This is a genomic window from Pseudomonas sp. GZD-209 (assembly GCF_049310485.1).
GTDB classification, from domain to species: Bacteria; Pseudomonadota; Gammaproteobacteria; order Pseudomonadales; family Pseudomonadaceae; genus Aquipseudomonas; species Aquipseudomonas sichuanensis.
In genome coordinates, this window is the sequence record NZ_JBMOWQ010000248.1 from 17,974 (window position 1) to 31,522 (window position 13,549).

General features: G+C 63.6%; 12 protein-coding genes. 8 read left to right on the plus strand and 4 right to left on the minus strand.

What is annotated here, in order from left to right; all coding sequences use genetic code 11:
* The first annotated feature begins 19 nt into the window (after positions 1-19).
* The 7 genes from ACO6VM_RS24645 to ACO6VM_RS24675 all read left to right on the plus strand — a co-directional run bounded on the left by ACO6VM_RS24645 (position 20) and on the right by ACO6VM_RS24675 (position 6,684).
* Complete coding sequence (locus tag ACO6VM_RS24645) at positions 20-1,033, plus strand: ABC transporter substrate-binding protein (protein WP_422403925.1); 1,014 nt, start codon at positions 20-22, stop codon at positions 1,031-1,033.
* Entirely contained in the window at positions 1,030-2,046 is a 1,017-nt protein-coding gene (locus ACO6VM_RS24650; protein WP_125464380.1) for a FecCD family ABC transporter permease, read from the plus strand. Before ACO6VM_RS24645 ends, ACO6VM_RS24650 begins: the two co-directional genes overlap by 4 nt.
* Entirely contained in the window at positions 2,043-2,831 is a 789-nt protein-coding gene (locus ACO6VM_RS24655) for an ABC transporter ATP-binding protein (RefSeq protein ID WP_422403926.1), read from the plus strand. The genes ACO6VM_RS24650 and ACO6VM_RS24655 overlap by 4 nt, the downstream gene beginning before the upstream one ends.
* Before the next feature lie 17 nt (positions 2,832-2,848).
* The gene (locus ACO6VM_RS24660) at positions 2,849-3,283 is read left to right on the plus strand and encodes a pseudoazurin (protein WP_422403927.1); all 435 of its coding nucleotides are present in this window, start codon (positions 2,849-2,851) and stop codon (positions 3,281-3,283) included.
* Complete coding sequence (locus ACO6VM_RS24665; protein WP_422403928.1) at positions 3,280-4,617, plus strand: OprD family porin; 1,338 nt, start codon at positions 3,280-3,282, stop codon at positions 4,615-4,617. The genes ACO6VM_RS24660 and ACO6VM_RS24665 overlap by 4 nt, the downstream gene beginning before the upstream one ends.
* A gap of 102 nt (positions 4,618-4,719) precedes the next feature.
* Entirely contained in the window at positions 4,720-6,027 is a 1,308-nt protein-coding gene (locus tag ACO6VM_RS24670) for a PIN-like domain-containing protein (protein WP_422403929.1), read from the plus strand.
* Between the two features lie 300 nt (positions 6,028-6,327).
* Entirely contained in the window at positions 6,328-6,684 is a 357-nt protein-coding gene (locus ACO6VM_RS24675; RefSeq protein WP_401059045.1) for a DUF3077 domain-containing protein, read from the plus strand.
* 460 nt (positions 6,685-7,144) lie between these two features.
* Here ACO6VM_RS24675 and ACO6VM_RS24680 read toward each other — a convergent pair whose 3' ends face one another.
* The 4 genes from ACO6VM_RS24680 to ACO6VM_RS24695 all read right to left on the minus strand — a co-directional run bounded on the left by ACO6VM_RS24680 (position 7,145) and on the right by ACO6VM_RS24695 (position 12,299).
* Entirely contained in the window at positions 7,145-7,996 is an 852-nt protein-coding gene (locus ACO6VM_RS24680) for a helix-turn-helix transcriptional regulator (RefSeq protein WP_110992827.1), read from the minus strand.
* A 106-nt stretch (positions 7,997-8,102) separates the two neighbouring features.
* Positions 8,103-9,143, minus strand: a complete 1,041-nt coding sequence (locus ACO6VM_RS24685; protein WP_401059047.1) for an ABC transporter substrate-binding protein — start codon at positions 9,141-9,143, stop codon at positions 8,103-8,105.
* A 442-nt stretch (positions 9,144-9,585) separates the two neighbouring features.
* Positions 9,586-11,076: an aldehyde dehydrogenase gene (locus ACO6VM_RS24690; RefSeq protein WP_125464385.1), complete on the minus strand. Its 1,491-nt coding sequence runs from the start codon at positions 11,074-11,076 to the stop codon at positions 9,586-9,588.
* A gap of 311 nt (positions 11,077-11,387) precedes the next feature.
* Complete coding sequence (locus tag ACO6VM_RS24695) at positions 11,388-12,299, minus strand: LysR substrate-binding domain-containing protein (protein WP_125858941.1); 912 nt, start codon at positions 12,297-12,299, stop codon at positions 11,388-11,390.
* A gap of 95 nt (positions 12,300-12,394) precedes the next feature.
* Between ACO6VM_RS24695 and ACO6VM_RS24700 the strand changes: the two genes are divergently transcribed.
* Positions 12,395-13,486: a tartrate dehydrogenase gene (locus ACO6VM_RS24700; protein WP_422403930.1), complete on the plus strand. Its 1,092-nt coding sequence runs from the start codon at positions 12,395-12,397 to the stop codon at positions 13,484-13,486.
* Positions 13,487-13,549: the final 63 nt, after the last annotated feature.

Consider the following 13,549-nt stretch of genomic DNA (forward strand, 5'->3'; position numbering starts at 1 on the left):
GACAGGAGATCGCCCGACCATGCTGCCCCGTATCGCCACCCTGCTCGCCGCCATGTCGCTGACCGGCCTGGCCCAGGCCGCCGCCACGCACTACCCGCTCACTGTCGAAAACTGCGGCGTGCCGCAAACCTTCGCCCAGGCGCCCGAGCGCGCCGTGACCATCGGCCAGGCCGGCACCGAGATGCTCTATGCGCTGGGCCTGGGCGACAGACTGGCTGGCACCTCGCTGTGGTTCAACAATGTGCTGCCCGAGTTCAAGACGCAGAACGACAAGGTCGAGCGCCTGGCCGACAACGACCCCAGCTTCGAAGCCGTGGTGGGCAAACGCCCGCAGCTGGTGGCCGTACAGTTCGAATGGATGGTCGGCGCCCAGGGCGTGGTCGCTACCCGCGAGCAGTTCGCCGAACTGAAGATCCCCACCTACCTGCTGCCGTCCGACTGCGAAGGCAAGGACAACCTGGTCGGCGCCGACGGTACCCGCCTGCAGCCGTTCAAGGTCGAGACCATCTACAAGAGCGTCAGCCAGCTGGCCGAGATCTTCGACGTGCAGGACCGTGGCACGGCGCTGAACGCGCAGCTCAAGGGCCAGCTGGAGCATGCCAGACAGCAACTGGCCGGCAAGGACCTTGCCGGCACCAGCGCGCTGTTCTGGTTCTCCAGCGCCGACCTTGAGATCGACCCCTACGTCGCCGGCCGCCAGGGCGTGGCCGACTTCATGCTGCAGACCCTGGGCGTGCGCAACGTGGTCGAGTCCAGCGAAGAATGGCCCACCGTGGGTTGGGAAACCCTGGCCAAAGCCAACCCCACCTGGCTGATCGTCGCCCGCATGGACCGCCGCCGCTTCCCCGCCGACGACTTCCAGAAGAAGCTCGAATTCCTGCGCAGCGACCCGGTAACCAAGAACATGGACGCCGTGAAAAACGGCCGCATCATCGTTCTCGATGCCGACGCCATGCAGGCCGGCATTCGCCTGTTCCGCGGCCTTGAGCGGTTGTCGGCAGCCTTCGCCAGCGGCCAAGCGCCACAACCATGAGCCGCCTGCTGCCCCTCGCCATTGCCGCGCTGGCCGCCCTGCTGCTGGCCATGCTCGCCGGCATCGCCATCGGCGAAACCCGCCTGAGCATCGACCTGGTCTGGCAGGTGCTGGCCAACCAGCTGTGGCAGGCCGGTCACGCCCTCGACCCGATCGACGCCGGCATCGTCTGGAACTACCGCCTGCCGCGCACCCTGGTCGCCGCCGCCTGCGGCGCGGGCCTGGCCACCTGCGGCGTGGTGCTGCAGGCGCTGCTGCGCAACCCGCTGGCCGAGCCCTACTTGCTGGGCCTGTCCGCAGGCGCCTCGACCGGCGCCGTGGCGGTCGGCCTGCTTGGCTTGGGCGGCGCAGCGCTGTCGCTGTCCGGCGGCGCCTTCATCGGCGCGCTGGCGGCGTTCGGCCTGGTGCTCTTGCTGTCGCGCGCCAGCGCCAGCAGCCACAACAACGCCCAGGTGATCCTGGCAGGCATTGCCGGGTCGCAACTGTTCAACGCCCTGACCGCCTTCCTGATCACCAAGTCGGCCACCGCCGAGCAGGCGCGCGGCATCCTGTTCTGGCTGCTGGGCAACCTCAGCGGCGTGCGCTGGCCGTCGGTGTGGCTGGCACTGCCGGTGGCCGTGCTCGGCCTGGCGGTGTGCCTGTGGCACCGCCGCGCACTGGACGCCTTCACCTTCGGCGCCGATTCCGCCGCCTCGCTGGGCGTGCCGGTACGCCGCACCCAGCTGCTGCTGATCAGTTGCACGGCGCTGGTGACCGCGGTGATGGTGTCGATCGTCGGCGCCATCGGTTTCGTCGGTCTGGTCATCCCCCACGCCCTGCGCCTGCTGCTCGGCCCCGGCCACAGCCGCCTGCTGCCGGCCAGCGCCCTCGGGGGGGCGCTGTTCCTGATCGTCGCCGACATCCTTTCGCGCACCCTGATCGCCGGCCAGGTGATCCCCGTGGGCGTGGTCACCGCGCTGATCGGCGCACCGGTGTTCGCGCTGATTTTGGTCAGCCGCCGGGGGCGCCCATGACCGTGATGAATTCGCTGGAAGTCGCCCCGCTCGCCTGCCAAGGCTTGAGCCTGCGCCTGGGTGAGCGCGAGGTGCTGCAAGGTATCGACCTGGCCGTGCGTCCCGGTGAAACCCTCGGTATCGTCGGCCCCAACGGCTCGGGCAAATCCACCTTGCTCAAGCTGCTCGCCGGCCTGCGCACACCCACCACGGGCCATGTGCACTTGCTCGGGGAACCCTTGGCGAAACTGCCACGCCGGCGCATTGCCCAACAGCTGGCACTGGTCGAGCAACAGGCCGACACCCAGGACGCCATCAGTGTCTTCGAAGCCGTGGCACTGGGCCGCACACCCTGGCTGTCGGCACTGGCACCCTTCGGCAAGGCCGACCGCGCCATCGTCGACCAGGCCCTGGCCGACGTCGACGCCAGCCACCTCAGCCAGCGCATCTGGCGCGAGCTGTCCGGTGGCGAACGCCAGCGCGTGCACATCGCCCGTGCCCTGGCCCAGCGCCCACAACTGCTGCTGCTCGACGAGCCGACCAACCACCTGGATATCCAGCACCAGCTGAGCCTGCTGCAACAGGTCCAGGCCCTGCCGGTGACCACCCTGGTGGCCCTGCACGACCTCAACCAGGCCCTCACCTGCGACCGCCTGGCCGTGCTCGACCAGGGCCGCCTGGTCGCCCTCGGCAAGCCCGAAGCTGTGCTCACCCCAGAGCGCCTGCTGAGCACTTTCGGCGTACACGCTCACTACCTCACCGACCCCTTCGACGGCGCGCGCATCCTGCGTTTTCGCGCCCCCTGAACCAGGAAGTTCTGCCCATGCCGCCCCGCTCCGCCGCCCTGCTGCTTGCCGCCTTGCTGACCACCGCCGCCGCCCAGGCCGAGGTGTTCGAAGTGAAGATGCTCAACCGCGGCGCCGCGGGGGCAATGGTCTACGAGCCGGACCACCTGCGCATTGCCCCAGGCGACACCGTGCGCTTTCTGCCGACCCAGGCCGGGCACAACGCCGCGAGCATTCCTGGCCTGCTGCCGGCAGGCGTCGAAGCGTTCAAGAGCAAGCTCAACCAGCCGTTCGAATACACCTTCAGCCAGCCCGGGCTGTATGGCATCCAGTGCATCCCGCACCTGGCGATGGGCATGGTGATGCTGGTGCAGGTGGGCGAGCCCGCGCCGGCGCAGTTGCCAGGCGCCCTGCCCGCCCGCGCGGCCAGCCGCCTCGCCGTGCAGTTGCAAAAGCTGGAGGCCGCGCAATGAAACCGCTGTTCATCGCCCTGCCGCTGCTTGGCCTCAGCCCGCTGGCCCTGGCCGACTCCGCCCAGTCCAAGGCCAATGGCATCGTCGAAGACAGCAGCTGGAGCTTGCTCAACCGTACCGTCTACGACCAGCGCGACTACCGCAACGGCGGGCGCAACAGTGCCGCGCGCAACGCCTACAAACCCCGCGCCGAACGCAGCGGCAAGGCCGAGGAATGGGCCTATGGCCTGATGGGTACATTCAGTTCCGGCTTCACCCAAGGTCTTATAGGCGTGGGCGTCGATGCCCACGCCTACCTTGGCGTGCAGCTCGACAGCGGCGGCGGCCGCGCCGGCAAGGCGCGCCTGCTGGCCATCGACAACGACGGCCACCCCAAGAGCGAATACAGCCGGGGTGGCGCGGCGGTGAAACTGCGCGCCTCCAACACCGTGCTGGCCTACGGCGAGCAACGGGTCAAGACCCCGGTGTTCAGCTCGTCAGACAGCCGCCTGTTGCCCGAGACCTTCACCGGCTGGTTCCTCACCAGCAACGAGATCGACCGGCTCAAGCTGGTGGCCGGGCACTTCAACGAAGGCACCGACCGCAATGCCTCCAGCCACGACCAAGGCTTCGTGGTGAACTACTCCAACGGCCGCCAGGGCAACAGCTTCGACCTGGCCGGCGCCGTGTGGAACCCGACCGCCAACGTCAGCGCCAGCCTGTACAGCTCCCGCTATGAAGACACCTGGAACCAGCACTACCTCGGCAGCACCCTTAGCCACGCATTCGACGACCAGCGCAGCCTGAGCCTGGACCTCAACCTGTACCGCACCACCGACACTGGCAAGGCCCTGTCCGGGCGCATCGACAACACCACCTGGAGCCTGGTCTCGCGCTACGCCCAGGGCCCGCACGCGTTCAGCCTCGGGTGGCAGCAGGTGGACGGCAACACGCCGTTCGACTACGTCAGCCGCGGGGCGATCTACCTGGGTAACGCCGTGCAGCTGTCGGACTTCAATGCGCCGAACGAGAAGTCGTGGCAGGCCAGGTATGACCTGAACATGGGGGCCTATGGCGTGCCGGGGTTGAGCCTGACGGCGTTGTATGTGCGCGGGTTTGATATCGATGGCACCCATGTGGATCCGCGTGGGGGGTATGCGTATCTGGGGTATGGCAAGGATGGCAAGCACTGGGAGCGGGACCTGGAGGCGCGCTATGTGGTGCAGAGTGGGGCGGCCAAAGGGGTGGCGGTTTCGGTAAGGCATAACGTGCACCGGGGGGATACGGCGCAGGCGGAGCTGGATGGGGATCAGGTCAGGGTGGCGGTGGAGTGGCCGTTGGCTGGACCATTTTGAATCATCACGCCGTGTTCGACCAAAGACTACGAGTGATGGCATTTGACCATCACTTCGTATTAGGATCCGCTCCAACAACAGCTACGACTCCAGAGCCAAGACATGAAGGACCTGTTTAAAAGCTTTGTCGCCCCAGAGCAAAATGAAATTTCCGCTGCATGGACGTCAGATAATACGATCTTTGTTTTTGACACCAACGTCTTTCTTAATCTTTACGGATACGAAGAAAGTACTCGCGAAGATTTTTTTAGTGCATTAGAAAGTATCAACGACCGTATATGGATACCCTTCCAAGTAGGCCTTGAGTACCATAGAAGACGGCTAACTATAATAAAAAACGAAAAGAAAATATTCAGAACCATAAATTCGGCACTCGACAATCTGACCAGCGCCATCACCACTTGCATTCAAGAAAACGATATAGATAAAAAATTTCCCGACCTCAACAATCATCTCTCCATACTCACTGAGAGCGTAAAATCAGAAGCCTCCAAGTGCAAAAAGAAAGTTTCCGAATGGGACAAAAAACAACCCGATGTACGCTCCCCGGATAAGATCTTGTCAAAACTTGACGAATACACCAACGGTAAGATTGGTTCTCCTCCTACAGACCAAGCATGGCTAGACGAGATCTATCGTTTAGGGGCGATACGCTACGCCAGCAAAATCCCACCTGGGTATGAAGATGAAAAAAAGAGTAAGGGAGATTTCGAATCTTCCAAATTCACTCACGGAGGCTTGACTTACGAACGTCAATTCGGAGATTTGATACTCTGGAACCAGCTGATTCAGAGGCTGAAAGATCAACCATCCGATAACGTCATATTTATTACTGACGACCTCAAAGAGGACTGGTGGACGATAATCGACTCGGCCGGAGACAAGCACATTGGTCCCCACGAAAATTTGAAATGCGAAATATTTCAAAAAACGCAAACCCAGTTTTTTCATATGTACAGCACTGCTGACTTTCTGCGAGAAAGCAAAGCAATTTTTAAGACAGCAATTAGCGAAAAATCAATCAAAGACGCTCACAACAAGAACGAAACACCATCAACCACCCCGCACCTACCCCACAACAAATTTTACTCCGCAAACCTTAATAGCATTGATTTAGCCAGCAGGCTATCCAAAAATCTAGAAATCTATAATCTTTCCAAAGTTTCAGAACTCTTGGAGAAAACAACAAAATTCCAAGCGCCCGAAAACATAAAGACATATATGGCAGCTGTAAAGAACCTTAACATTCCACACTTTGAACACATCGAACACATCAGAGAAATGATGTTAACAAAGAAGCACATTGATCAAGAAATCAAAAACAACATTGAACTCATGAGCAAGCGCGACGCAATTGACCAATACATTGAAAGTATCTCGCCCCACGATGAGGAAACAGAGCTGGACTAACTAAATAGCTACACAAGCTAGCGCTTGCAGAACTTATCGCATTTCGCTAGCCTACGCGCGTCACTGATACAACAGTGACCCGGGCTTGGCGGCCTGGAACGAAGGCGCAAAGCGCCCATACCCACCTTCGCAGGCGCTTTTTTTGTGCCCGCGAAGATGCTCTATGGCGGGCTGCGCATGGACTTCTTCGGAAGTGCCGGTTCCCTTCGTACCGGTCCGCCAACCTTGCGTAGTCCGTCACCCTCACCTGCTTGGCGGCAGGCCGTGGCGGATTTCTTCATCTACGAAGGGAGTTCCACCATGTGCAAAGGAATACCTGATCCACCCCAGCAACCCCGCTGCGACCGCTACACCTTCGGCACCTGCAACCACCACCACGCCCCACTGTTCACCGTCCGCCCCGGCGTATTCGCCGAGGACGCACTGGTGCATGCCCTGCAACTCGTGCAACAGACCTACCAGGCCACCACCCTCGCCCGCGAAGACGCGCACGGCGATGCGCGGCGGTTGCTGGGCGGTACGCAGTTGTCGCTGGAAATGATCGAAGCGCTGTTGAACAAGGTGCTGGATGGGCTGGTGCTGTTGCCGACCAATCCGCCTGCGCCGGAGCGGCCAGAGCGGTTGACCCGGCCGGTGCGCAGGGAGGATTTCGGGTAGGTGCGACGTGAGGGGCTGGCTGGCAGGTCTGTCGCCGGAAGCTGGTGGAGTTGGTGAATGACTCCTTGAATGCCTGGGGCGCTTTGCGCCCCTTTTTGAACGGTTCGACATAGTTGAAATCGCATGTGGGCGGCCAGGTGCAGGGCGACAGGCTTGCAGCGCTCTTGAGATCGAGCGCCGCCCGCGCGGCGCTTCGCGGGTAAACCCGCTCCCACAGTTTGTTTCGGGCCAGTCTCTCCTGTGCCATTACCTGGTCCGCCTTGTTGGTACGACGCGGTTTCAGCGTGTGCGTTGCCGCCGCCCCACATGACTCAAGGCATGCACCAAGGCAGGCGCCGGTACTTTCACAGAAATAATTGGCCCGAAACAAACGGTGGGAGCGGGTTTACCCGCGAAGCGCCGCGCGGGCGGCGCTCGATCTCATAGGCGCTGCAAAAACACCGGCGAACCTCAGCGAACCTCACCGCCTGCGCCGCAGGTAGCTCTCCAACGGATCCTTGCTCAACCCTTCCTGGGCCTGGGCCACCGAGGCGATGAACAGCGAGAACAGCTCCGACTGCTTGGCGATGTCCAGCTTGCTGTACACATGCTTGCGGTGGGTCTTGACCGTGTCTTCGCTGATCCCCAGCCGTTCGGCCAGCGAGCGGATGGAATGCCCGCGCAGCATGTACTGGGCCACCAGGCACTCGCGCTCGGTCAACAGCGACGAGCCGAACTGGGTCAGCGCGGCGTTGATCTGGCGCCCCAGCGCACTTTCGAAGCGCCCACCCAGCGCATCCGCATCCAGGTCCCCCCAATGCCGGCGCACCACGGCCAGCACCCAGGGGGCAATGCGCTTGAGTTCGTCGACCTGCTGCCGGCCCAGGCGGCGGGTACTGGCCAAGGCCACGGCAATGGTCAGCTTGGGCCCCAGTGGCACGATGTAGTTCAGCTCATCCTCGAGCCGCGCATGCTGGTAGAACGACACGTAGTATTCGCTGCGCTTGAAGTGGTCCGGTGCCACATCGCTCAGCCGGTAGCAGCCTGGGGCAATGCCCTCGATGCAGGCCCGGTAGAACGGGCACAGCAGGTAGAAACCTTCCAGGTACTTGCCGATGCTGCCCTCGGGCATCCACGGCCCTTCCTCGTCCCGCTCGAACAAGGCCGAAGGCAGCCCTTGATGGGGGAACAGGAACACGGTGATGGCGTGGGAAGGCGCCAGGTAGTTCAGCGCGGCGAACAGCGACTCGACGAACGCCGACGTGCCGATGCAATCGACCACGTGGGCGATCTGCTCGAACCACTCTGCGGATTGAAGGCGGTCTCTGCTCATCTGCTTGCTTGCCTCTTGAATCGGAAAAAGCCGTTGCATCGCTGCAACGGCGTTTCCCATCTTTCCATGCCCGGGGCGGGCTCACCAGCGCGCAGTAGCGCGGGGGTCAGCGCGCCGCCCAGGCATTGAAGCGCTCTTCCAGCTCTTCGCCGTGATCGACCCAGAACTCGGCGTTCACCAGCTGGGCCTCGGCCAGGTTGGCCGGGGCCGTCGGCAGTTGCTGCTGGATGTCGGCCGGCAATGCATTGACCGCATCGGTCCGCACCGGGCCGTAGGGGATGTGGCTGGAGAAGGTTTTCTGCGTGGCGGCTTGGCTGGCGAAGGTGATGAACTGCTGCGCCAGCTCCTTGCTCTTGGAGCCGCGCACGATGGCCCAGTGGTCCGGATCGTACAGGCTGCCTTGCCAGACGATGCCAAGCTTCGAGCCGTCCTTCTGCGCCGAGGCGATGCGCCCGTTGTAGGCGGCGGACATCACCACATCACCGGCCACCAGCCACTGCGGCGGTTGCGCGCCGGCCTCCCACCACTGAATGTTCTGCTTGATCTGGTCGAGCTTTTTGAAGGCCCGGTTGACGCCCTCTGGCGTGCCCAGCACGGTGTACAGGTCCTGGCGTGGAACGCCATCGGCCAGCAGCGCGACCTCGAGGGTGTACTTGGCGCCCTTGCGCAGCCCGCGCTTGCCCGGGAAGCGCTGGGTGTCCCAGAAGTCCGCCCAGGAGGTCGGCCCGTTGGCGAGCTTCTGGGTGTTGTAGGCCAGCACCATGGACCAGACATAACTGGCCACGCCGCACTCGCTCACGGTACCGGGCAGGTAGTTGGCCTGATCGCCCAGCAGGGCCGGGTCGATGCGCTCGAACAGGCCCGCCTCGCAGCCGCGGATCAGCTCGGGGCTTTCGACCTCCACCACGTCCCAGGACACATGGCCGACATCGACCATGGCCTTGACCTTGGAAAGTTCGCCGTTGTATTCGCCGGCCACCACCTTGCCTGCCCCGCTCTGCTCGAAGGGCTGGAAGTAGGCGGCCTGCTGCGCGGCCTTGGTGGCGCCGCCAAAGGAGATGATGGTGAGGCTGGAAGTGCCGGCAAGGGCGGGAAGACTGGCAGCGGCGAGCACTGCAAGGCTGAGTGACGCGGTGATGGTACGCATGGAAACTCCCTCACGATTTATGGTTGTGTGTATCGAGGCAGTTGGGCCAGTCGGCCCGAGCCCGCAGAGCCCGGGGGGATGCGGGGGGATTTTTTGTTATGGGTGGTTCCTGGTGCATGACAAGACAGCGGTAGCGCCTATGAGATCGAGCGCCGCCCGCGCGGCGCATCGCGGGACAAGCCCGCTCCCACATCTGTTTCGGGCCAGTGAGTCCTGTGAAAGTACCGCTGCCCGCCTTCGTGCATGCCTTGAGTCATGTGGAGCAGCATCAGCGACCACGCCGAAACCGCGTCGTACCAACAAGGCGGACCAGGTGATGGCACAGGAAAGACTGGCCCGAAACAAATGTGGGAGCGGGCTTGTCCCGCGATGCGCCGCGCGGGCGGCGCTCGATCTCCCAGGCGCAGAACATCCAAAGGCGAACACCTCCCAGCCCTGACCCTTACCGCAACTGGAACCAGGTGGTCTTCAACTGCGTGTACTTGTCGAACGAGTGCAGCGACAGATCGCGGCCGAACCCGGATTGCTTGCCGCCACCAAACGGCACCGTGGTATCCAGCGCATCCATGGTATTGACCGAAACCGTACCGGCCTTAAGCGCCTTGGCCACACGGTGGGCGCGGTTGAGGTCGTCGCTCCACACCGACGCAGCCAACCCGTAGATGCTGTCATTGGCCAACTGCACCGCCTGCTCTTCGCTGTCGAACGCGCTGATGGCCAGCACCGGCCCGAAAATTTCATCGCGGGCCAGACGGCTATCACTGCTGACGTTGCCGAAAATCGTCGGCGTGATGAAGTTGGACGAACCATTGAAGGTCAGTTGCTCGCCACCGCTGAGCAACGTCGCGCCCTCCTCGCGCGCCTGGCCGATCGCCCGCACGATGCGCGCGGTCTGCTCGCTGTCGACGATCGCACCGGCGGCACTGGCCGGGTCGAGCGGGTCGCCCGGCAGCCAGGCCTGGGCCTTGGCAATCACCCGTTCGACGAACTCGTCGTGGATCGAGCGCTGCACGTACAGCCGCGAGTTGGCCGAGCACACCTCACCCTGGTTGAAGAAGATGCCGAACGCGGCCTTCTCGGCGGCCAGGTCAAGGTTCTGGCAATCGGCGAACACCAGGTTGGGGCTCTTGCCGCCGCACTCCAGCCACACCTGTTTGAGGTTCGACTGGGCCGAGTACTGCATGAAGTACTTGCCCACCTGGGTGGAGCCGGTGAACACCAGGCAATCGACGTCCGGGTGCAGCCCCAGGGCCTTGCCGGCCTGCTCACCCAAGCCCGGCACCACGTTCAGCACGCCCTCGGGGATGCCCGCCTCCAGTGCCAACTGGCCGAGGCGCAGGGCCGAGAACGGCGACTGCTCGGCAGGCTTGAGCACCACGCTGTTGCCGGCGGCCAGGGCCGGCGCCAGCTTCCAGGCGGCCATGTCCAGCGGGAAGTTCCACGGCACCACGGCGGCAATCACGCCCAGGGGTTCGCGGGTGATGGTGGCCAGCGCATTGGCGGCGGTGGGCGCGACCTGGTCGTAGACCTTGTCCAGCGCCTCGCCGTACCAGGCGAATACCCCGGCCGCGCCGGGCACGTCGATGTTGTAGGCATCCATCACCGGCTTGCCCATGTTCAGCGAGTCCAGCAGCGCCAGTTCTTCGCGGTGCGCCAGCAGCAGGTCGGCCAGCTTGATGAGGATTTTCTTGCGCTGGGTGGGTGCCATGCGCGCCCAGGGCCCTTGCTCGAATGCGCGGCGGGCGCTGCGCACGGCCAGGTCGACTTCGTCTTCAGCGCAGGCCGCCACCCGGGCGAGCAACTGGTTGGTGGCCGGGTTGATGGCGTCGAAAGTCGCCCCCGAGGAGGCCTTCACCGAGTGGCCGCCAATCAGGGCGGTGTCGATGAATGTTTGGCGGTTGGCCCGCTGCTGCCAGAAGGAAAGGTCGAACACGCTGCGCTCCCACATCGACCGCGTTCGCGGTCAGTTGTTATTGATGTGAGCCGATGGTGCGCCACTCTGGACGGCGGGAAAATTAGTAAAAATGTTCTCCAGACCTATGAAAAAGCTCTCTAGGCTCTGTACGAAAAGTTCTGTGGGAGCGGGCTTGCCCCGCGATGGAGTGCGAAGTACTCCTGCACCCGATATCAAATAGTGTCAAAGACGCTGCGGATTCAGGCTTTGCTGCCGCGTTGCGGCAGATCGCGGGGCAAGCCCGCTCCCACAACGTTGGATGACCAAACTTTCGTACAAAACCTAGGCCCTCAGTCCGGCAAGCGATAGCGCTCGGCGAAGTACTGGCGGAAGAACTCAACCGCCACCCGGACCTTGGCCGAGCCGGCCAGCGGCGCGGTGTACACCGCCCAGATGTCCGCCGCCTGCTGGTAGTCGGGCAGCACCTGCACCAGCCGCCCGTCCTCGATGCTGTCGTGAACATCCCACCATGAGCGCAGCAGGATGCCCCGCCCGTCCAGGCACCACTGGTGCGCCACCTCGCCATGGTTGCTCGACAGGGCGCCGGTCACCCGCACGCTCTCCTCGCCTTGCGGGCCTTCAAGGTGCCACAGCCCGAACGGGTGGTCGCGCTCCTTGATCACCAGGCAGTCATGGCTGGCCAGGTCGGCCAACACCTTGGGCGTGCCCCGCTCGGCCAGGTAGCCGGGCGCGGCGCACAGCACCCGGCGGTTGCGCGCCAGCGGCTTGGCGATCAGGTGCGGGGCGATGACGTTGCCGACGCGGATGTCCAGGTCCACCCCTTCGGCGATCAGGTCCACCAGGCGGTCGTGCACGTCCAGGCGGATGTCCAGCCGTGGGTAGCGCGCCGCCAGCTCCGACAAGGCCGGCGCCACGAAGCGCCGGCCCAGGCCCAGGCTGCTGGCGATGCGCAGTTGCCCGGCGGGCTCGCGCTGGCCGGCATTGAGGTCGTCGCCCATGCGTTGCAGGGTCTCGAAGATCTGCTGCGCCCACTGGTAGACCCGCTCGCCCTCTTCGCTGACCGTCACCCGCCGGGTGGTGCGGTGCAGCAGGCGTACCCCCAGGCTCTCTTCGAGCAGACGGATGCGCTTGCTGACGAACGCCGCCGACATGCCGCGCTCGTCCGCCACGGCGGCAAAGCTGGCGCGGCGCGCTACCTGGAGGAAGATATCGAGGTCGTCGAGGTTCGGCAGATTATTCACGATTCGTGCACCAAGAATTGATCGAATAGCGGATTATCTCCGCAGCGCGCCCTTATAGCATGAGTGCATCCTCCCTGAACACGAGATGCGCCCCCATGACCAAGACCTTCAAAATCGCCGCCATCCCCGGTGACGGCATCGGCAACGAAGTCCTCCCGGAAGGCATCCGCGTGGTCGAGGCCGCCGCCCGCAAGCACGGCCTGAACCTTGAGTTCGAATTCTTCGAGTGGGCCAGCTGCGACTACTACCTGGCCCACGGCAAGATGATGCCGGACGACTGGTTCGAGCAGCTCAAGGGCTTCGATGCCCTGTATTTCGGCGCCGTCGGCTGGCCGGACAAGGTCCCGGACCACATCTCGCTGTGGGGCTCCTTGCTCAAGTTCCGCCGCGACTTCGACCAGTACGTCAACATCCGTCCGGTGCGCCTGTTCCCAGGCGTGCCCTGCCCGTTGGCGAACAAGCAGCCAGGCGACATCGACTTCGTGGTAATCCGCGAGAACACCGAAGGCGAATACTCGTCGCTGGGTGGGCGCATGTTCGAGAACACCGAAAATGAATTCGTCCTGCAGGAGTCGGTGTTCACCCGCCGTGGCGTCGACCGCATCCTCAAGTACGCCTTCGAAGTCGCCCAGACCCGCGAGCGCAAGCATGTCACCTCGGCCACCAAGTCCAACGGCATGGCCGTGAGCATGCCTTACTGGGACGAGCGCACCGCCGCCATGGCCGCGCACTACCCCGAGATCAGCTGGGACAAGCAGCACATCGACATCCTCTGCGCGCGCTTCGTGCTGCAGCCGGAGCGCTTCGACGTGGTGGTGGCCTCCAACCTGTTCGGCGACATTCTCTCCGACCTGGGCCCGGCCTGCGCCGGCACCATCGGCATCGCGCCGTCGGCCAACCTCAACCCTGAGCGCAAGTTCCCGTCGCTGTTCGAACCGGTGCACGGCTCGGCGCCGGACATCTACGGGCAGAACATCGCCAACCCGATCGCGATGATCTGGTCGGGTGCACTGATGCTCGAGTTCCTCGGCAAGGACGGCGACGACGCCCGCTACCAGGCCGCCCACGACGACATCCTCAAGGCCATCGAAACCGTGATTGCCAATGGCGACACCACCCGTGACATGGGCGGCAGCCGTTCGACCCAGGACGTGGGCAAGGCGATTGCCGAGTTGCTCGGCGCCTGAGCCGGCGTCAGGTCATCGCGGGGCAAGCCCGCTCCCACGCACAGAAAGAGGTGTTGCTTCTTG

Coding starts and splice junctions, on each gene's coding strand:
- ACO6VM_RS24645 (WP_422403925.1), top strand. CDS start 20: ATGCTGCCCCGTATCGCCACCCTGCTCGCCGCCATGTCGCTGACCGGC.
- ACO6VM_RS24650 (WP_125464380.1), top strand. CDS start 1,030: ATGAGCCGCCTGCTGCCCCTCGCCATTGCCGCGCTGGCCGCCCTGCTG.
- ACO6VM_RS24655 (WP_422403926.1), top strand. CDS start 2,043: ATGACCGTGATGAATTCGCTGGAAGTCGCCCCGCTCGCCTGCCAAGGC.
- ACO6VM_RS24660 (WP_422403927.1), top strand. CDS start 2,849: ATGCCGCCCCGCTCCGCCGCCCTGCTGCTTGCCGCCTTGCTGACCACC.
- ACO6VM_RS24665 (WP_422403928.1), top strand. CDS start 3,280: ATGAAACCGCTGTTCATCGCCCTGCCGCTGCTTGGCCTCAGCCCGCTG.
- ACO6VM_RS24670 (WP_422403929.1), top strand. CDS start 4,720: ATGAAGGACCTGTTTAAAAGCTTTGTCGCCCCAGAGCAAAATGAAATT.
- ACO6VM_RS24675 (WP_401059045.1), top strand. CDS start 6,328: ATGTGCAAAGGAATACCTGATCCACCCCAGCAACCCCGCTGCGACCGC.
- ACO6VM_RS24680 (WP_110992827.1), bottom strand. CDS start 7,996: ATGAGCAGAGACCGCCTTCAATCCGCAGAGTGGTTCGAGCAGATCGCC.
- ACO6VM_RS24685 (WP_401059047.1), bottom strand. CDS start 9,143: ATGCGTACCATCACCGCGTCACTCAGCCTTGCAGTGCTCGCCGCTGCC.
- ACO6VM_RS24700 (WP_422403930.1), top strand. CDS start 12,395: ATGACCAAGACCTTCAAAATCGCCGCCATCCCCGGTGACGGCATCGGC.